The sequence below is a fragment of the Streptomyces sp. NPDC048142 genome (assembly GCF_043202835.1).
In the GTDB taxonomy this organism is placed as follows: Bacteria; Actinomycetota; Actinomycetes; order Streptomycetales; family Streptomycetaceae; genus Streptomyces.
The window spans coordinates 331,796-350,319 of sequence record NZ_JBIDBC010000001.1; the positions used below are offsets into that span (position 1 = coordinate 331,796).

Annotated in this window: 16 protein-coding genes; 2 read left to right on the forward strand and 14 right to left on the reverse strand. The window is 69.5% G+C overall.

Going from position 1 to position 18,524, the window contains the following annotated elements:
• Positions 1–68: 68 nt before the first annotated feature.
• The 3 genes from ACGF2Y_RS01675 to ACGF2Y_RS01685 all read right to left on the reverse strand — a co-directional run bounded on the left by ACGF2Y_RS01675 (position 69) and on the right by ACGF2Y_RS01685 (position 4,167).
• Positions 69–2,030 (reverse strand): phage tail tip lysozyme, encoded by a 1,962-nt coding sequence (locus tag ACGF2Y_RS01675; protein WP_392942564.1) that lies wholly within the window; start codon positions 2,028–2,030, stop codon positions 69–71.
• A 297-nt stretch (positions 2,031–2,327) separates the two neighbouring features.
• The gene (locus ACGF2Y_RS01680; RefSeq protein WP_392942238.1) at positions 2,328–3,632 is read right to left on the reverse strand and encodes a hypothetical protein; all 1,305 of its coding nucleotides are present in this window, start codon (positions 3,630–3,632) and stop codon (positions 2,328–2,330) included.
• 139 nt (positions 3,633–3,771) lie between these two features.
• Positions 3,772–4,167: a hypothetical protein gene (locus ACGF2Y_RS01685; RefSeq protein WP_392942241.1), complete on the reverse strand. Its 396-nt coding sequence runs from the start codon at positions 4,165–4,167 to the stop codon at positions 3,772–3,774.
• 421 nt (positions 4,168–4,588) lie between these two features.
• On the opposite strand from ACGF2Y_RS01685, the gene ACGF2Y_RS01690 reads away from it, so the two are divergent.
• Positions 4,589–5,098 (forward strand): helix-turn-helix domain-containing protein, encoded by a 510-nt coding sequence (locus ACGF2Y_RS01690; protein ID WP_392942244.1) that lies wholly within the window; start codon positions 4,589–4,591, stop codon positions 5,096–5,098.
• A gap of 119 nt (positions 5,099–5,217) precedes the next feature.
• On the forward strand, positions 5,218–5,532 hold the full coding sequence (locus ACGF2Y_RS01695; protein ID WP_392942246.1) for a hypothetical protein: 315 nt from the start codon (positions 5,218–5,220) through the stop codon (positions 5,530–5,532).
• 214 nt (positions 5,533–5,746) lie between these two features.
• Here the strand turns inward: ACGF2Y_RS01695 and ACGF2Y_RS01700 are convergent, their stop codons facing one another.
• The 11 genes from ACGF2Y_RS01700 to ACGF2Y_RS01750 form a co-directional block, all read right to left on the reverse strand.
• Positions 5,747–5,947, reverse strand: a complete 201-nt coding sequence (locus ACGF2Y_RS01700) for a hypothetical protein (protein ID WP_392942249.1) — start codon at positions 5,945–5,947, stop codon at positions 5,747–5,749.
• A gap of 211 nt (positions 5,948–6,158) precedes the next feature.
• Complete coding sequence (locus ACGF2Y_RS01705; RefSeq protein ID WP_392942252.1) at positions 6,159–7,715, reverse strand: glycosyltransferase family 4 protein; 1,557 nt, start codon at positions 7,713–7,715, stop codon at positions 6,159–6,161.
• 164 nt (positions 7,716–7,879) lie between these two features.
• Positions 7,880–8,878, reverse strand: coding sequence for a phosphotransferase family protein (locus ACGF2Y_RS01710; RefSeq protein WP_392942255.1), 999 nt, complete (start codon positions 8,876–8,878; stop codon positions 7,880–7,882).
• 62 nt (positions 8,879–8,940) lie between these two features.
• On the reverse strand, positions 8,941–9,591 hold the full coding sequence (locus ACGF2Y_RS01715) for a PIG-L deacetylase family protein (RefSeq protein ID WP_392942258.1): 651 nt from the start codon (positions 9,589–9,591) through the stop codon (positions 8,941–8,943).
• Positions 9,588–10,892 (reverse strand): hypothetical protein, encoded by a 1,305-nt coding sequence (locus tag ACGF2Y_RS01720; protein WP_392942261.1) that lies wholly within the window; start codon positions 10,890–10,892, stop codon positions 9,588–9,590. The genes ACGF2Y_RS01715 and ACGF2Y_RS01720 overlap by 4 nt, the downstream gene beginning before the upstream one ends.
• Positions 10,889–11,905: a phosphotransferase family protein gene (locus ACGF2Y_RS01725; RefSeq protein ID WP_392942264.1), complete on the reverse strand. Its 1,017-nt coding sequence runs from the start codon at positions 11,903–11,905 to the stop codon at positions 10,889–10,891. Before ACGF2Y_RS01725 ends, ACGF2Y_RS01720 begins: the two co-directional genes overlap by 4 nt.
• Positions 11,902–13,443 carry a Gfo/Idh/MocA family protein gene (locus tag ACGF2Y_RS01730; RefSeq protein WP_392942267.1) on the reverse strand — a complete coding sequence of 514 codons (1,542 nt, stop codon included), beginning with the start codon at positions 13,441–13,443 and terminating at the stop codon, positions 11,902–11,904. Before ACGF2Y_RS01730 ends, ACGF2Y_RS01725 begins: the two co-directional genes overlap by 4 nt.
• The gene (locus ACGF2Y_RS01735; RefSeq protein ID WP_392942270.1) at positions 13,440–14,585 is read right to left on the reverse strand and encodes an LLM class flavin-dependent oxidoreductase; all 1,146 of its coding nucleotides are present in this window, start codon (positions 14,583–14,585) and stop codon (positions 13,440–13,442) included. Before ACGF2Y_RS01735 ends, ACGF2Y_RS01730 begins: the two co-directional genes overlap by 4 nt.
• 18 nt (positions 14,586–14,603) lie before the next feature.
• On the reverse strand, positions 14,604–15,662 hold the full coding sequence (locus ACGF2Y_RS01740; protein WP_392942273.1) for an Ldh family oxidoreductase: 1,059 nt from the start codon (positions 15,660–15,662) through the stop codon (positions 14,604–14,606).
• A 305-nt stretch (positions 15,663–15,967) separates the two neighbouring features.
• Positions 15,968–16,888 (reverse strand): aminoglycoside phosphotransferase family protein, encoded by a 921-nt coding sequence (locus ACGF2Y_RS01745; protein ID WP_392942276.1) that lies wholly within the window; start codon positions 16,886–16,888, stop codon positions 15,968–15,970.
• A gap of 151 nt (positions 16,889–17,039) precedes the next feature.
• A complete protein-coding gene (locus ACGF2Y_RS01750; protein ID WP_392942279.1) occupies positions 17,040–18,428 on the reverse strand; it encodes a sporulation associated protein in 1,389 nt (462 codons plus the stop codon).
• Between the last annotated feature and the right edge of the window lie 96 nt (positions 18,429–18,524).

Sequence of the window (18,524 nt, forward strand, 5' to 3'; positions counted from 1 at the left end):
GGACATGAAGAAGCCGGTGCCCAGATCGCCCGGCACCGGCTTCTCACTCCCAGGTCAGGTGCAGCGCATCAGACCGTCTTGATCTTGTCGGAGGGGAGCATTGAATCCGACATGCCCACGAACTTCCAGCCCTCGGCCGCCATCCGCGCCGCACTGTCGACGCGAACCCGACCCATGTAAGCGCAGTAGCCGGCCTCGCCGAGGATGACCTTGTCGCCCTGGACGCCGAGCACCACGAGAGTGTGGCCGGCGGGGGCCGAGCCCGGGCTGGAACCCACCGAGTAGGCCGTCGGGGTCGAGGACATCTGCTTGCCGGTCTCCCTCGCAATCGAGTACGCCGTCTTCTTGCCGTCACCGGCCGGGTAGTTCTGGAACGTCGTGTACTTGTTCACGAAGTAGGTCGAGAACGACACGCAGTTCATCGCGTGGTTGCTCCCGCACGAGCCAGGACCACCCTGGTCGCCGTAGCGGTCGTCGAGGAACTTGTCACCCTCCTTGTTGAAGAGGTCGACGAGGGCCTGAGCCTCTTCCTGGGTCATCCCGCCGTCCTTCAATGAGACAGAAGTACCGCCCTTGGCACTGCAGTTGCCCAGGATCGTGTTCATCCCGTTCGCGATGTTCTCGATGATCCCGCCGACGATGTTCTCGACGCCGCCCACGATCGAGCTGTCGACCGACCAGCCGCTCATCTTGCCGAACCACCTCTCGGCCTTGTCGCCGCGTGCGGTGAGCCCGGCTGCGCCGTCAGCAGAGCGCTCCCAGTTCTCGTGGAAGTGCAGCGCCGCCGCACGCGGCGAGCCCTGCGACTTCCTGAGCATGTCCTTGAAGACTGCGACATCGCCCGGGTTGTCACCATCGACCATGAAGGCCAACTGGGCCTTGATCGTGAACCAGTCGACGCCCTTGCTCTTCGCGTACTGGCGCAGCAACGTGTTGCGGCCGAACGTCCACTGCCCGAGACCGATGCCGTTGTCCGTGTTCTGTGCGGCGCTGGCCTTCACTGGGGCCATGGAATACGTCCCCGTCGGGAAGTTCTGCACGCTCGTCGGGTCGATCCCGGACTCCTGTGACCAGTTGCCGAGGATGCCCGCGATGTTCTCCTTCGGCATCCCCCAGCTGCTGAGTACCGAGTAGATCTCCTTGGCGTTCTTCTCCACGTCCGCCGGGACGGTGGCCCCGGAACCGTTGCCGACGCTACCCGCGTTGACTGCGCACGCCCTCCTGTTCGCGTTGATGCTGCCTTCGGTCAGCCCTGTCGAGTTGAGGACGCCGGAGAGGACCGTGCCCAGCAGTGCCACGGTGGCCGTCACCGCGGCTACGCCCGACATCGCGGCGGCGACAGGGGCCATCGTCGCCGTGACCGTGACGCCCAGGACCGCGCCAGCCCCCTTGGCTATAAAGCTGCCGATCGCCATGAACGGCGCAGCGATCGCATGACCAACCGCCTTGGCGATGTTGACGATGAGCGTCCACAGCAGCTTCCCGGCGTTGACGGCCATCGCCATGGCTGCGAAGAACATGGACTTGAGCCAGTTCAGGAAGGCCATGGCCATGACCACGCCCATGGCCGGCGGAGCCGCAGCCGCACCACCGCCGACGGCGACGCCCTTGGCCGCCTTCGAGCCCAGGCCCTCGTCGTCCTTCGACGCACCGCGCTCGTAGCCCGTGCCGCCGGCACCCAGCTCGCGCTGGTCGGTCGGCTTGGCGTCCGGGCCGCCGCCGGTGACCTTGGACACCCCCTTGACCGCGTCCTGGGCCCCCTCGACGCCGACGTTCTTCGCTGCGCCGATTGCAGCTCCGTGAAGCCCGCCAGCCTGTGCGCCTGCCACGGCGCCGGAGACGGCAGCTCCCGCGTAGCGCCCGGCGTGACGCCGGGTCGCGCTGCTGCCGTCTCCCTCGATCGCCTTCTGGGCGGCGCCTCCGGCCATGCCCCCGGCGACGCCGTTCATGCCCTGCTTGATCTTCGACCCGGCACTCGCGGCACCGGCCGCCTTACCCGCGGTCTCTGCGGTGTTGGCCGCGTCCGGCATCTTCGACACAGAGTCCGGTCCATGAGGTGCAGCGTCCGCCGCGCCCGAAGGAGCAGCTCCCGTCCTCGGGAGCTGCTTGGGCACGCTGGCCTTGCCCTCGGGAGGCTTCTCGGTGCCCTCCTCAGGGCCGAGGCTCTTGGTCCCGCGACCCTGCCGGGGCATCCTCTGACTCACCGACGTGCTCGGATGGTCCCTCGGCCTCCCCTTCTTGGGACTCCGACTCGGCTTGTCGGTGGCCATGTCGTCTTCCTTTCCGGCTCAATGCCAGGTAGGGGGATGTGTCACTTCTCGCTGCACTCAATGCAGGGTGGTGAGGAAGTCCTTGTCGTCGCGAATGGTGCTGTTGGACTGAACGTCCCGCAGGCTCACGTCCAGTCGGAGCAGGTCGAGCGAGAGGTCCGACTCGTACTGAGACTTGTTCCTGGAGTAGTTCTGATACGCCTGTGAAAGGTTGTTCATGATGTTCATGAGCGGGCGCATCGTCACGTCAGAGGACTGGTAGTCCCTGGTGAGGCTGGTGCCGTCCGAGAGAATCCACTGCATGTCTGAGATCTGCTGGCTTGTCGGATCCGAGCCCCCGTCACGCTTCTTGGTGAAGAACTGGGCGTAGCTCTGTCCGGCCGGCACCAGGGCGTCGAGGTAGCCGTCGTAGACGTTGCCCGAACGCCAGTTGAGGTCGAAGCCGCCCGGGGCGACGTGCTTGGTCTGCAGCGCCAGCGTCGAGACGCCGTCCTTGGCCTCGGCCGAGGAGACACCCGTGATCTGGTCCGTGGCGATCGAGACCGGAACGGTCGGCGGACGCAGGAACAGGCCGTCGATCTTCGTCATCTGCAGGTCGGACGTATAGGACTGGATCTGCGTCAGATTCGTGCGCATCTCGACGAGCTTTTGGTCCAGGGCATCCCTGGCCTCGGCCTCCTTCTCCTTGAGCGCGACCTCGTAATAGGCCTGCGCAGGGTCGAAGGTCAGGGCGTCGAGTGCCTCGATCTTGTGGACCCCGGACGCGCCGGGGTTGAAGAAGACCCGCCACTGGTCGTACTTGGAGAAGGTCTCGTCGCCGGCCAGCTTGCCGCTGCTCTGCGTCTGCTTCGCTCCGGGAGCGGCGAGTTCGGCGTTCGCGCGGACCGTCAGGTTCAACACCTGGCGGTCGAAGGGCTGGTCGGCGTTCAGGAGGACCCCGACGTAGCCGGTGGAGCCGAAGGAGTAGAAGGAGCCCTTGATCCTGCTGGTGCTGACCGGCTCGCTGTTCAGCGAGGTGTCCGACCCGAGCAGGAACGCCTTGTAGTCCGCGGCGTTGTACGAGATCTGAGCGGTCGGGCTGAAGTGCATCATCACGAGCGCCTTGTTGCCGCTCTTGTTGGTATAGACCCCGTCGACAGTGCCGTCGAGATTCGTCTTCGACGTCTTGAAGTCGCTGGTGTACAGCGCCGTCTGCGACAGCGAGTCACGCCCCGCCTGGTACGCCGAGGCCCCCGATGCGCTGATCACGATCGCGCCCGTGACCGCGAAGATGCCGAAGAACACCCCAAAACGCTCGATCGCGTGGTGCGAGTCGAGCTTGAACTTCCTGCTGAAGGCCAATGCCTTGTCCTTGATCCTCACGTTCCGCTCTCTCTCGTGCCTGCGCTGTGCTGCGGGCCCCGGATATGGCGAACCGGGCCGGAGGAGGCCTTGCACCTCAATCGACCCGGTTCGCTCGACGCCTCTATCCCCGGTCGTGTGCACGGTCTGTGACGGCCTCTTACTTGGAAGGGCCGCCCAGGAAGAACCCGCTGACCTGATCGGCGGTCGCGACGATCACCGTGCCGCCACCGAGGTCCGTGATGGTCTGCTGGCCGCCGGAGCCGATCGTCGAGATCAGCGACCACCCGCCGGTACCCAGGGCCCCGCCGACGAGAATGAGGAGCGCGATCGTGCCCCAGCCCTGCTGGTTGCCCGCGGACTGCGGGTTGGCCATCAGCTTCTTGATCAGGAGTACGCCGCCCCAGATCAGGCCGACAACACCGAGCAGCATGAGCAGAAGACCGCCCCAGAGCTGGATCTGGGACTTGGCGTTCTGCAGGAAGCTCGTCAGGTCCCAAGCCGCGCTCGGCAGGGAGGTCTGTGTGAGGACGGCCGCCTCGTAGATCTTCGTCATGGTTCTTTTCCCTCGCCTTTCGAATCATTCGGTGACATGGCAGTGAGTCGCGAGACGGCAAGCGCCGCTAGCTCACTCGGACGAACGCTGATAGAAGGCAGTGGTCGGATACTCGCCGTCGACCTTCCCGTTGACTCGTATATGTGCACATCTGCAATGGCTAATCTACCCCATTGGGGCGACGGATTGTAGAGGTCAATGAAAGACCTATCAACAAGCAGTGGAGAGGGGCTCGGAAACGAGGCGAATCGGCGCCGCGATGCGCGATCGCAGGCCGCGGTGGACTCCTGTGGAATCCGCAGTGCGGGATGTGTAATGTGCTGCCCCAGCACTGCTGCGACGCTGGCCTGCTCGTTTTCGAGGCGGGCCACCCCCACACGCCCCGTCGATCGCGATCTTGACCAGGAAGTGCCAAACCGCCATGAACCCACTGCCCGGCGACCTTTTCGCCCGCCGACTTCGTCAAGAACGCGAACGCCTCGGCATCAGCCAGGCAGAGCTAGCGCGCCGTATGGCCGCACTGCTCGGCACGAACGTTGACTCCACCGCCATCACGCGCATCGAGCAGCAGACCCGCGCGGTCAGGCTCGACGAGGCGGTCACCGCCGCCGAGGCTCTCGGGGTTCCTCTGATCACACTGGTCAGCGATGACTACGCCCGGGAAAACGAGGCTGAGATCCAGAATCAGCTGGCCGAGCTCGCCCTCGCCGAGCAGGAGTGGGAGAGGCTGCGCCAGAAGGTCCACCGGATCACCCAGACTATCCAGCAACTCTCCGCCGAGCGGGAGGCCTTCCGCTTTCACGCGCTGGACGTCAACCCTGAAACCGCCGGCGACTACGAGCTCGACCCTGAGACCCAGGCCGCTCTTGACGCCCGGATGCGTGATGCCCGCAATAAGCCAGCAGGAGAGGTCGCAGACCCAGGCGCATGACGCTGTTACGGGCGGCCTGGTTGAACTCCCGGTCGTAGACGTTCACTGTCTCGGGCTTCCGCCACCGGTCGGCTTGGCCGAACTCGCTGCCGCAGGACCGGCATCGGGCCGCGAAGGCGGTGGCCGTCGACGTAGTCTCCGGACGGATCGAGCTCGGCGGCCGAGAACTCCTGAACGGCCGCCACCGGGGGGATGCCGGGCCTGAGCCGGTGGCGGTGTGCGCCGATCCCGAGCGACGGTTCCGTGATTCTCGAGCAGCTAGGCTCGTAGGTATGGGAATCGACTGGGAGAACATGCTCGGCGCAAGCGGCAACGGCCTCAACGATGCCTACGACAGTGCGGTCTCTTCGGTCATCTACAGCAAGGACTCGGGGGACGACCGTCGGCCACTCCCAGTCGGCGAAGAGCACGACGACACAGACGGCCTGCGCTGACCTGAGCGCACACACGAAAATGCCCCGGTGAGCCGGGGCATTTTCGTTGCATCTGGAGTCGTCTCAAGGGCCAGCCAGGAGGCGGCCAAGCTCGGCCTTGCGCTCCTCGGGGACGTCCGGCCAGTTGGCGACGAGCTTCGCCGCCAACACGTCGAGGTCTTCCCCGACCTGCCCATCGGAACGAGAAGAGTCTGCTCGCCTGGTGGCGACGGTCTCAGAAAGCTGTGCGGATGTCGCTGCACAGGTCCCCGGCTACCAGCCCGTCCGCGTATAGCCCGTCCTGCACCGCTAGCCGCCAGGGCCGGGCGTACCGAAGGGCCACAAGGAGGTTGCGGCCGTCGAACATGACCGGGGTCCACATCACACTGTGTGCCTCGATCCAGTCGAGCTGGCCGAGCTCGGGCCATTCGGTCACGATCCCCATGGCGTACGCCGTCGAGGGCCTGCTGCGGAGCCGCGAAGTGGGCCACCGAGTCCCAGACGACTCGCTCTGTCGTGGTCTGCCCATTCTCGTGCCGGGTCAGGCGGATTCTGGAATGCTCGCATGACGCCCTGATGACGGGCGACACTCTACTCGGCGAGGCTCACCCGGCCGGAATCGCAGCGTTTCGCGGGATGCCAAACGTTCAAAACCTGTCGGCGAGGACGCGGTCGTAGATTTCGAGGTAGCGGGGCGTGAGGGATCGCCAGGAGTAGTGGTCGTGGGTGAATCGACGGGCTGCCTCGCCGCGGCGGGCAAGCTCTGTGGGGTCGGCGAGTGCCTGCTCGATGGTGGCGACGAGGTCGGCGAGGTCACCGGGGGTAGGGAGCCAGCCGGTCGCTTGGGGGCCGCTGGTCTTGACGTAGCCGAGAGGGCCGCCGCTGGCGGAGGCGATGACGGGGGTGCCGGAGGCCATCGCCTCAAGGTAGACCAGGCCGAAGGGCTCGTCGACCGAAGGGGCGGTGAGTAGGTCGGAGCAGCGCAGGCCGTCGACGAGGTCGCTGTAGGGGCGCCAGCCGGCGAAGAAGACATCGTCGGTGATGCCCAGGTCGAGGGCGAGGGTGTAGGGGTGGACGCCCTCCCATTCGCCGGGATGACCTCCCAGGATCAGCAGGGTGGGGCGGACCCGCGCGCGGTCGCGCAGGGCGGCCATGGCCTGCAGCAGGAGGTTGAGGTGTTTGAAGGCCAGGAAGCGGCCTATCCACAGCAGGAGCGGGCGTCGGCGGCCCTGGTCGTCGTGGAGGATGCGGCGGACGTCGGCGGCGGTGTACCGAATGCTGCCGGGCTCTTTTCCGTCCGCCCAGCCATGCGGGTCGTCGACGAGCCACCGCGTGAGGATCTTGTGGCGGTCGGAGTCGCCGAGGGGCCCAGCCGAGGTGAAGCGGTCGGTGTCGACGCCGTTGGGCACGATGTCGATCCGGCTGTCGGGGACCCCTGCCAGCGACTGGGCTAGGGCGTGGTCCTGCTCGGAGATGACCACGATTCGGGCGCTGGTGCGGGCGTAGCTGTGTAGGCGGTCCACCCAGTGCCTGGCGTGGGTCCACATGTGCCAGCGGTCGGAGAGCAGGGCCTCCGCCTCGTCGGGGCCGGGGGCGCCTGAGGTCCGACTGATGCGCCGCCGGGTGGAGTGGGGGGCCGCGCGGTACTGCCGGTCGAGCTCGGCGACGGACAGCCCGAGGGCGTCGGCGAGTCGGAGGCGGCGTTGGGCGTTGGCGAGGAACTTCAGCTCGGTGCCGTGCAGCGTGGTGACCACCGGCATGTGGCCACTGCGGGCGATGCCGTGCAGGGGGGTGAGGTGGTGCAGGTGCAGCACCCGGGCCACCCCTGCCTGGTGGGCGGTCAGATGACGGCGCCAGTAGTCCTCGATGGCGTTGGCGGTGTGCGGGGCGACGGCCGCGAAGACCCGGTCGGGGACATCGACGCGGTCCTCGTAGCTGGGGTGGAGGGGGACGGCCTGGGCGAGAGCGTCGTCGCCGTGGGCGTGGGCGGCTGCGGCCGGGTTGTAGTCGGAGACCGTCAGCGGCAGGCCGCCGTAGAAGGTGGGGGCGTGGGAGTACGCACCCGGCTGTCCCAAGGAGCCGGCGAAGATACGGGCCGGGCGGCCAGCGGCGAGCGTCTGCTCGGTGAGGTTCTTGACGACGAGGGAGGATCCGCCGCGGGGGTAGAAGAGGATGCCGTGGTCCACGGCCGTGTCAGTGCTCATGGGCTGGTCTTTCGGTCGGCGGGCGGGTGCTGCTGGTGAGGGATGTCGCTGGGGCTGCGGGATGGTGCGGCGGTGGTCGGCGTCGTCCGGATCGGCGGCGTGCGGCGGATCAGCCGGTACGGGCCGGCGTGGAGCCGCTGGGTGAGGCGTTTGGCCGTGCAGGATCACACCTTCAGCGGCTGTGCGGCCGAGGCGCTGACGCTCAGGTGCTCCGGTTCGGGCGGGGTGGGTTCGTCGGAGGACTGTGCGGCTGCGGGCGCCGCCGGGCGGGCCCACTGCCACGTACGGCCGATCCACGGCTTCGGGGCGGGGCCGGCGGTTTCGCGCAGGCACGCCAGGCGGTGGTCCGCCTCGGTGCGGACGGCCGGGCTGACCGTGGCGTGGCGTAGGGCGAACAGGGTGGCGCACAGGGAACGGATTTCGCGGATGACGTGGTAGCCGGGCCAGGTGGTGATGTCGTGGCCGTAGACGCGGGCAAAGGTGGTGTAGTCGTCGAAGCCGGCGCCGAAGAGGTCGTGGTGCCAGGCGGCGGTGGCCTGGTCCCATTCGCGGTGACCGATCGAGAGCCGTTCCCAGTCGATCAGGAACGTCCCGGCCGTGGTGGCGATGGTATTGCCGGGCCCGGCGTCACCGTGGATGACACAGCGGGGAGTCGGCCAGTCCAGGGCGACCCACAGCTCGCGGAGCTGGGAGGCGTGGGCCCTCAGCCAGTCCCTCTCTTCGGGAGTGGCGTGAGCGGCGGCGATCTGGGCGGGGAAGCGTGCGAAGGGGTCGTGGGAGGGGAGGCGGAGATCGGCGGGGACCGGGAGGCGGTGAAGGGCTCGGAGTATCCGGGCGGCGTCCGCAGGGTTTGCCGGGTCGCCGGGGCCGAGGTCGGTCCAGAAGGTCACGGGGCGCCCGGCGGCCACCACGGGTCCGGAGCGGCGGGGCAGGGAGACGGGGACGCCGTTGCCGTAGAGCCAGTAGGCGCCGTCGATCTCCTTTTGTGCGCTGAGCGTGGTGCCCGGCTGGTGGACGCGGACGACGACGCCGTCGGGCAGGCGCCAGATGCCGTTGTCGAGGGCGCGGATCAGCTGGGCCCGGGTGGCGTCGAAGCCTGCGTGGAGGCATGCCTCCCGCAGGGCGGGGAGGGTCTCCTCGCCGCTGTGCGTGAGAGTGATCATCAGGTGTGTCTTCCTGGTCATGTGGTCGGCAAGGAGCGGGAAAGGGGCGTCGGTGGCCTCGTCTACGGGCGGGAGGCGTGGACGATCTGGCGGACGGTGCGGAACATCTCGGCGCCGTGGGCGCCGTCGGGGAAGCGCTCGACGACGCGGTGGTGCACGTGCTGCCGGTAGGCCAGTTCGGTCAGGCCGCCGAAGACCTTCATGTCGAGCTGCTGCTGGGAGGCGAAGCAGGCCAGGGCGGCCTGCTTGGCGGCCAGGAGTTCGGGGGTGCCGACGAAGTAGAGGTTGGGTTCGAAGTTGCGGCTGTAGGGGGAGCGGAAGTGGACCAGGTCGGCGGCCTCGCGCATCGCGACGGTGGTGGCCTCCTCGCCGGTGACGGCGTGGTCGAGGTGCTGGTCGTCGGGGTGGTGGGTGTAGACGACGTCGGGGCGTTCGGCGGCGAAGGCGTCGAACAGGCAAGCGTTGATGGCTCCGCGGTGGTCGGTGAACCGGCTGTCGGGGATGGGGGAGAAGGTGTAACTGCCGATGCCGAGGATCTTCGTGGCGGCCAGGCACTCGTCGCGGCGCGTCGTGGTGCCGGGGTGCCCGACGGTCAGGCAGTGGACCCGGACACGGTCGCCGGCCAGGACGTGGTCGCGGATACGCATGCCCATGGCGAGTTCGGCGTCGTCGGGGTGGGCGACGACGACCAGGACGGACCGGGAGGCGGTCAACGGGTCTCCTCGTGGAGCGTGATCTGCAGGGCGCTGTGCAGACGGCGGCCGTCGAGGCCCTGCCAGTGGAAAGGCTCGTGCTCGTCGCGGGGCCAGCGCAGGTAATGGAGGCTGCCGACGGCATCCACCGGTCCGCGCCCGTGCCGGTAGGCGATCTTGGAGGTCTGGCCGCCGTCGAGGTGGAACACCGCCGCCGGGTCGTGGCCGGCCCGCGCACACAGCTCGGCGGCCTCCTGGACGGTGACGCCCTGGAACGCGGGGGCGAGGGGCGCGCCGTCCAGGACGGTCAGGGTCAGATGCCGGCCGTTGAGCGCGAGCAGGGTGCGGGCGTAGCGGACGCCGGGGCGGAACGGGCTGGTGCCCAGGCTCTGGTCCCAGGGCGCGGTGTGTCCGGCGGCGGCGTCGGCGGCGGACGGCCCCAGGGACAGGGCGCTTTCGATGCTGGCGGTGGCGAAGGCATCGACGGCCGTGACGCGGACGGGCGCGTTCGTGACGAGGTGGGCGGGCCAGGGGTGGTGGGCGCGCAGGATGTAGGCGCCGGCGAACAGGTCGGCGCCGCCGCCGGGATGCAGGGCGGTGATCCTGGCCCCGGCGGGGGAGAGGGAGACGGTGCAGTCGAGGGCCTTCGGATCCCGGGGCGTGGTGTTGGCGGCCGGGTCGACGTCACGGCGGAAGCCCGTGCGGGGATCGTCGTGGTAGCGGATGCGGCAGTTCCCCGCACCGAACACGGTGAGGTGGCCGGCCGGGGCCGGGCTCGGCGTGGGGTCCTTCGATCCGGTCCAGGTGTGCGGGTGGCCGGCGACGGTGAGGGTGCCGGTGGCGGCTTGGGTGCGCACGAGCGGACGGCCGTGGTGGATGAGAAGGGCGGGTTTGGTGACGGTGGGCAGGCTGACGACGTGGTGGTCGCGGACGGCGAGGTCGAGGCAGGGTTCGGCGGGCTGGTAGGCGGGGTCGTCGGAGATGTAGGCGAAGGTGCCGGAGACCGCGGCTGCGGCGGGGCCGGTGACGAGGCGGCGCAGGTGGAAGCCGCGCCGGCAGGAGACGGGCCGGCACCCGGCGCGGTCGAGGTCGAGGGTGAGGGTGTAGGCGTTGGTGAGGCATCCGTCGCCGAGGCCGATCGGTCGGGCGGTGAAGACGACGCCCGGCGCGAGGGCGCGGGTCCGCGCCGGGGTGGGGTGGGCGAACGGGCTCTGGTCGCGGGCCAGCGACTGGATGCTGGGCACGTGGATGCCGCGGGCGCGCAGTTCGGCGAGCGGGTCCTGGTCCGGCGTGCCGCCGGGCGGAGCGAGGGTTGCGTTCACGACGTCACCGGCCCGGTGGCGGCATCCAGCAGGTCGTGGACGGTGAACGGACCGGCATCCAGCAGGCGGCGCAGGCTGTGGAGCAAACGGTCGGCAGCGGCGGGCGGGCTGGTCGCCGGGTAGGGGACGGTGCGGGCCTCCAGCCGGTACAGCAGCACCCCGGCGGCCACCGCCGCGAGGAGGTCGTCGTCGCGCCAGGGCCGGGCGGGGCCCGGGAGGGTGTAGGCGTCGAGGAACGCGCCGGCGAGCGGGTGCAGGCGCGACGGCCGGGTGATGTGGTGCAGGACCAGGTGGGCGAGGAGGTAGCCGAGGTCGAACAGTGGCGCGCCCGTGTGCACGTTGTCGAGGTCGACGAACGCGGTGCGGCCCGCCGCGAGGCTGAGGTTCTTCGGGCAGACATCGCCGAGGAGCAGTTGCCGGCCGGGCAGGGCGTCCAGGCGGTGGCACGCCTCGTCGAGGGCGCGGTGGCCGCAGGCGCGCAGGCAGTAGCCGTAGGCGTGTTCGGCACGGAAGAGGTCGTCGCCGTCGCCGTCACGCAGCGGGGGCAGGCCGACAGTGGCGTGGTGGATGCGGGTCAGGGCGGTGCCCAGGCGCGTGCACTCCTCGGTGGTGGCCGCGCGCTGGTCGAGGTGCTCGCGCCAGGTTCGGCCGTCGGGGAAGACGTCGGTCATCACCATGGCGTGCGCCTCGGGCAGGAATGCCAGGACCTTCGGGAACAGGCCGGGCAGCAGGCCGTGGTGGATTGCTAGCGCCCAGTGCTCGACCATGATCAGCGCCGGATCGGTGGTGATGTGCGGGATACGGGCGAAGCGGGGGCCGCGGACCTTGACGATGACGTTGCCCGCCTCGCCGTGGACGCGGAAGACGTGGCTGACGTTGCCGCCGCTGCACACCTCGACGCGGGTAGTGCGCCCGGCGTGGCGGCGGCACGCGCCCAGAACCTGGTGCAGGTGGGGGCCTAGGATCTCGGCCAGGCCGGGGTCGGTGCGGTCGGTGGTGGATGGGGCGGTCATCGCGTGGCTCCCAGGGCGGCGAGGGCGGTTCCGGAGCGCGCAGCCGGTGCCGCGGCGGGGAGGAAGTCGAAGGCGATGGGGCCACTGGCCCGCCCGTCGTCGGCCCAGCTGCGGGACATCGACAGGTAGGCGGCAGCCATCAGGCGGGCCGGGCGCCGGTGGTCGGACAGGTCCGAGGCCAGTCTTGCGCGCGGGATTCGGCCAGCCAGGTGGGAGAAGAACTCCTGGATGGCGCAGGCGCGTGCAGAGCGCTGGGTCGGCAGCACCGCGCTGTCGCCGCTGCCCTGGACGAGGTCGGTGAAGTTGAGCGCGCGGTGGCGTTCCCAGCCCTGTCCCAGGCGGTCGTTACGGAAGACGTGGAGCTCGATGTGGTCGGCGCCGCCCGCCGCCCGCCTGTCGATCCCATCGGCGTCGCCGTGGAGGGTCTGCAGGACGTGCAGGCGCAGGGCCTGGAAGGGTCCCTGCTGGATGATGTGGGTCTCCTGCCCGATCCGCCCGTTGCCCTTGTAGAGGCCGCTGGGTACGGGGTGGAGGTTTCCGCGCTGGGAGAAGGTGGTGTGGGCGAGGTTGTGGCTGCCGAGCGCCAGTACCCTGCCGCGGCTGCGGTAGGCGACGTTGAGGAACACGTCGACCTCGCCGAAGCCCGTGGTGAGCCCGTCCAGTTCCTGCTCGCTGTAGGGGTTGCGGTCGGCGAAGCCGGGGAGCAGCCGGGCGTGGTCGGCGACGGTGAGCTGAGCGAGGAAGTCCGCGGGTCGGGTGCACGCGGCGTGGACCTCGATCTCGTCGATCTCCTTGCCCGGGCGCTCGCCTGCGGCCAGCCACCACGGCACGATGTCGAAGTGGTGGTAGCCGGAGTGCGAGGCCTTGCCGTATCCGCGGTCGAAGCTGTGGTAGCCGATGTCGACAAGTTCGTCCGGCAGACGCCACTGGCCGTCGCCGTGGCTGGACTGGATGGAGGTGACCGGACAGTTCGTTGCCTGAGCGACCTCCGCGATCAGCTCCCGCACCCGGCGGAAGGCGGGATGCCAGCGGCGCTGGCTGAGCACGCTGACCACCATCCGCGGATCGCGCCGCCGCGCCTCCCGGTACGCGTCCAGCAAGGTGTCGAAGTCATCGGCGATCGCCTGGGCTGCCGACGGGTTGGTGGACGCGTCCGGGTGCACGGTCAGCGGCTTGTCGAGCAGCACCGGCAGGCCCCGTTCCATCGCCCACAGCGCGTAGGGCAGGTGTACGGACGGCTCGGTCGCCACGACGACCGCGCCGATCTGCTCCCGCTCCACCACGTCGTCCAGAACGCGGCGCACGGCGGAGGGCAGGCCCCGGCGGGAGACGGGGAAGGGCTGGACGGGGACAACGGGCATCCTGCGCGGCCGTCCAGGAGTGCCGTACTCGACTACCGTGTCGGCCGCGCCGGGCAGGTCGGCACCGGTGACGGTGCCGACGAGGCCCGCGTCCTGCACGGCGGCGAGAGCGGGCAGGTGGTTGAGGCGGGTGTGCGGGCCGACGCCGACGATCAGAACATCTACGGGGGTGCTCACGCGTCGGTCACCGCGCGGCCGATGCCGGCGTCGAGCAGCGGCAGGACGCCCTCGCCAACTTCGTACGTCTCCTCGAGGTGGGGGAAGCCGGACAGGATGAACTCCTCGATTCCGAGGCCCGCGTACTCCGTGATCCGGTCGGCGACTTCCCGGTGGGAGCCGACGAGCGCGGTGCCCGCCCCACCGCGCAGCAGCCCCACGCCGGCCCACACGTTCGGCCACACCTCCAGGTCGGAGGTCCGGCCGCTGTCGCGGAAAGCGGCGTGCAGGCCGCTCTGCCGGGCCTGCCCCGTGGACTGGCTGCCGGCCAGGGTGGCTTGCACCCGGGCGACGTGTTCCGGGTCGATCCCGGTCAGCAGGCGTTCGGCGGCCGCCCAGGCCTGTTCGCTCGTGTCGCGGGCGACGACATGGAACCGGATCCCGAACCGCGGTGACTGGCGCCCGGCCTCCGCGGCCAGGGCGCGGATGCGGTCCAGCTTGGCGGCGACGGCGGCGGGCGGTTCTCCCCAGGTCAGGTAGACGTCCGCTTGGCGGGCGGCGACCGGAGCGGCCTCCGCGGAGGAACCGCCGAAGTACACGCCGGGCAGTGGGTCCGGGGGCGAGAAGACGGTGGCTCCGCGTACGTCGTAGTGCGCACCGGCGAAGTCGAACGGCCTGCCGGACAGGGCCCCGCGCACCACGGTCAGCCACTCGTCGGTGCGCGTGTAGCGGGCGGCCTTGACGAGGTGGTCGCCAAAGCGGGCCTGCTCGGCCGCGTCACCGCCGGTGACGACGTTCAGCAGCAGTCGGCCTCCCGTCTGCCGCTGGAACGTCGCGGCCATCTGCGCGGCGAGCGTCGGCGATATCGAGTCCGGGCGTTGGGCGACCAGGAACTTCAGGCGCTCGGTGGTCTGGGCCAGGGCGGAGCAGGTGATCCACGGCTCCTCGTTGAAGGTGCCGGCGGGGGTGAGGATCGCGTCGAAGCCCATGTGTTCGGCGGCCTGCGCGATCTGGGTCAGGTAGCGCAGGTCGGAGGCGCGGTGCCGGTCGGAGCCGGGACCGGCTGCCGCGGTCGTGTCGTGGCCGGGTCCGTGCGTGCCTCGCATACCAGTTGTCAGGGTGCGGCCGTCGCTGGCGGTGGGCAGGAACCAGTGGATTTTCATGGGGTGGACTCCAGAGGGTCAGTCGGAGGTGAAGTCACCGGCGGCGCGGGCACGCAGTCGGGCCAGGACCTGTTCGGGGATCTCGACGACGCCGGCCGCCCGGGCGGCGGCGGCGAGGACGCGAGCCTGTTCGCCTGGCAGACGCCAGGTGTCACCGTCGGTTGTGCAGGCGGCGCGCAGCTGCTCCACCAGGCGCGTGTTCGCGGCGGCGGCCTTGTGGTTGGGGTCGGTGAAGTCGGGGTCGAGCGCGATGAGGGCGTAGCCGGTGGAGTAGGTGCCCTCCACGTCTCTGCCCATGGGGAAGCCGAACAGGGAGCCGGCCAGGGCTTGCAGGAGCAGGGAGATTGCGAAGCCACGGTGTTCGCCAAAGACGACCGCGGAGACCGCTTCCTTGGGGTCGGTGGATGGCTGACCTTGGGCGTCGACGAAGCAGCCGGGTGGCAGTGGGAGGCCGGAGCGTCGGTGTTCCCACAGCACACCCATGGGCGCCAGTGTGGTGCCCATGTCCGCGGTGAGGGGCTGGTCGAGGGTCGGCAGCGCGAAGGAGAGCGGGTTGACGCCGACTACCGGGGTTCGGCCTCCTGCGGCGACAGCATCGGCACGGGAGGTGTTCGTTGCGATCCCGATCAGTCCGTGCTGGGCGATCGCCTCGCTCCAGTCGGCGAGGATGCCGTACCGCTGTGTGTTGATCATCCCGACGAGGCCGGCTCCGTATCGCCTGGCCCGCTCCACCGCCGCGCGGACGGCGAAGGCAGCACTGAGCGGGCCGATCTCACGGTGCGCGTCGACGATCACGAACACGCCTTGCTCACGGATCACTTCGGGGGAGGCCTGGCGGTCGGGGAAGAACCGCGACTCGAAGGCGAACTTCGCAATTCCGTGTGACGGGCTGCCCCGCAGTTCCCCGGCCAGATAGTGACGGACCACCTGACCGGACTCGTCCTCCGCAAGGCCCGCAGCGGTGCACACCTCGGCCATGAGCGTCTCGAGTTCTTCGAGAGGCACCTCTACCTTCGACGGACCCGCCTCGGGCAGCGCAGTGTCGCGGACGGGGTCCGCATGGTCGGATTCGGACATGGCTCTCCCAGACTCAGAGGTAGGGGAAGGTCAGCGGGCGGTGCGAAAGGCATGCCAGCGCAGTGCCGATTGGAACCCCGCTCACCCGTTCGATCGGCGGGCAGGAGAACAGGTCGCGGTCTGGTCGGCGCGGCGCCGAACAAGCGCCGCAAGGAAGGCGTCGACAGCATGATCAGGGACCGCGACCTAGACAGAGAGGGACTGCCGGGCCCAGTTCTGGGCGGACTCGGGGCTGGTCCCGGCGTGAATGAGCGAGACGAGAAGGAATCCCCTGCTCAGCCACCGAGCCCTCCGGCGGCCACCTTTCACGGATGAGGTGCCACCGGAGAAGCGGTACTCACGGCTCGCACCATGCGGTCGACGACCGTGCGCCCGCGATCGATCAGAACCTGGTCCTGCTTTGCCAGGCCGGTGGCGAGGTAGGAGGCGCCGAGCCGGGTGGTGAGGAGAATCAGGGCGCGGTCCTCATGGGGTGACAGTTCACGCCCGTATCCGGTAAGGAAGGCACGGCGAAGGTCGGGTCGGTCGGGCCACATGGCGCCGCACAGCCACACGAGGTCCTCGACCGCGATCCCAGGGGCAGCCTCTTCGAAGTCGATGATGCTGTGGTGGCCAGCCGCCTGGTCCCAGAGCCAGTTACGGGGGGAGTAGTCGCCATGCCGAAACGCGTGCGGCAGGTGCTGGACGTGGTCGACCAGGTCGGTGGACACCTGGGCGACGAGGTCGCGTGCTGCCGGGGAGAGCTGGTCGCCGATTCGGTCCAGGCAGGTGGCGGACTCACTGGCCTGGGCAGCGATCGCGGCCGTGATGTTCTCGCGATCGATGACGGAGATGGCGGTCGGGCTGTCGTGCCAGCGGCGTAGGAGCCTCCCGGCCAGCTGGTGCACCCGCTGCTCTTCGGTCGTCTCCAGCTGCAGCCCGCGTACCACGGCGCCGGTCAGCGCGGTCAGGATGACGGCCGGCAGCCTGTCGTTGGCCGCGATGACCTGGGGGGCTTCGTCGGCGGTCAGCGCGTGGCCGGCGTGCTCGCAGCCCCTGATCTCGCGGCCGAACTTGTCGCGGGAGGGGTACAGCTTGACGAAGGCCACCGTGGAGCCGCTGGCTACCTTCCAGATCCGGGAGTCGCCGCGCGGCCAGGAGGCGTCGGTAACCGTGGCTGTGGCCAAGCCCGGGAGATGATTCGCGGCCCACTGCTGGAGGTCCGGCGGGAGGGTGGTGGCCTTCATGGAGTGTCCTACCTTCTCGTACGTGATGGACGGGGGCCGCAGCCGCGACGGCGCCAAGGCCCGGGGCGCGTGCTGAAGGTCGAGGGTGGGCCTCGTGCCCTTTGCCTGGTGTCGGAGGCGCGGCGCTCAAGGTCCGGCGGGGGTGGCATAGTCACGGGGCCACTGCCGGTGCGGAGAGCGGATTGGACGCCTGGCGCAGGCGTTCGATGAGGTCCTTCGCGTGCTGTTCTTCGGCCCAGGGTGCGAGCGCGGATGCGACATCCTGGAGGTAGATGCGGGCTCTGGCGGAGTCCACGCGGGACAGCAGGCTCAGGGACCGCTCGGCGTAGTCGACTGCACGGTCGAGGTCGCGGGCCTGGCACGCTGCCGTAGCCGCGATGGCCAGGCGCAACCCCACCGCACGCGCCGCGCTGGTGTCGCAGAGGCTGTCCGCCTGGTCGTTCCAGGTCAAGGAGACGATGGGTTTGCGCAGGTCACGGAAAATCTCGCTGGCATCCGCAGCGAGGCGCCCGGGGGTGACATAGCCAAGCCAGTCCGGGTCTCGCGTAGCCGTGTTGATCTTGTTCAGCCAGGACTCGGCTCGGCTGAGTGCCGTTGTTGCGCCTGTCCCGTCCTCGAGTCGGCCCAGGGCTCGCGCCTCGGCGAGTTTGGCGAACGCCAGCACACGCCGTGAAGAGTGATTCCTTCCCTGGTGAAAGGCACCCTGCGCCATGTCGAGGGCTTCGTCGGGCGCTCCCTCCAGGAGGGTGTGCAGGGCCATGGTGGTGAGGATGTAGGTTCCCATCTCCACGTCTCCGCCGGCCCGGGCGAGCCGTAGGGCCTGGACGAGGTGCTGTTGGGCGGCTGCGCTGTCACCGCTGTCGAACGCGGCCCAGCCCAGGACGCGTCCCAGTTCCGCGGTGACGGAGAACAATTCGCGACCGACCTTCTCGCTGTGACTGCCCGCCAGGAGGGGTAGAGCCTGATTGCGTAGGCACTGGGCTGCCGAGCTCATTCGCCAGTTGCCCCCGCCGAACTGAGCGTCCCACTGGCGGGCTTGCTCGGCGGCGCTGCGGAGCTCGGCGAGATCCGCCAGTCCGATCTGACGGCCCTCAGCGCTGGTGCCCCATTTGACACGGTCCGAGGGGACGCCGAGCCACCGGGTGACCGCAACGCTGTACCCACTGACGGCGAACCGCCCTGCGGTGCGCTCTGACGCGGACCAGTGCGCTTGGGCGATGGTGATGGCTTCCGCACGGTCGCGCGGGAAATCCCATCCCACGGCCGCGTTGTCGGCCACAGCGCCCATACCGATCTCCTCCACCGTGACGGTCCGGCCGATCCGCTCGGTGAACGCGCGGGCGATGAGCTGGGGCACGGGCTCCTGCGGGATCGAACCTTTCGTCCACCGGGCCACACTGCTGTGGTTGTAGGACGTCTTCGAGCCGTGCTGCTCCGCGAGCTGGTTGACGCGGAACGCGAGGCCCTTGTGGCTGATCCCGTGTGTGGTCAGAAGCACAGCAAGAGCTCTGTTCGGCGTTTTCGGCCGACGGCCGGTCATCAAGCCTCCTTAGGGGAGCCGCGCCCGCTCACGGAGCTAGTCCGGGCGGCTCTGCGGGGCCGTCCAGCGCGCACGGTTCTCACGCGCGGCCGCTGG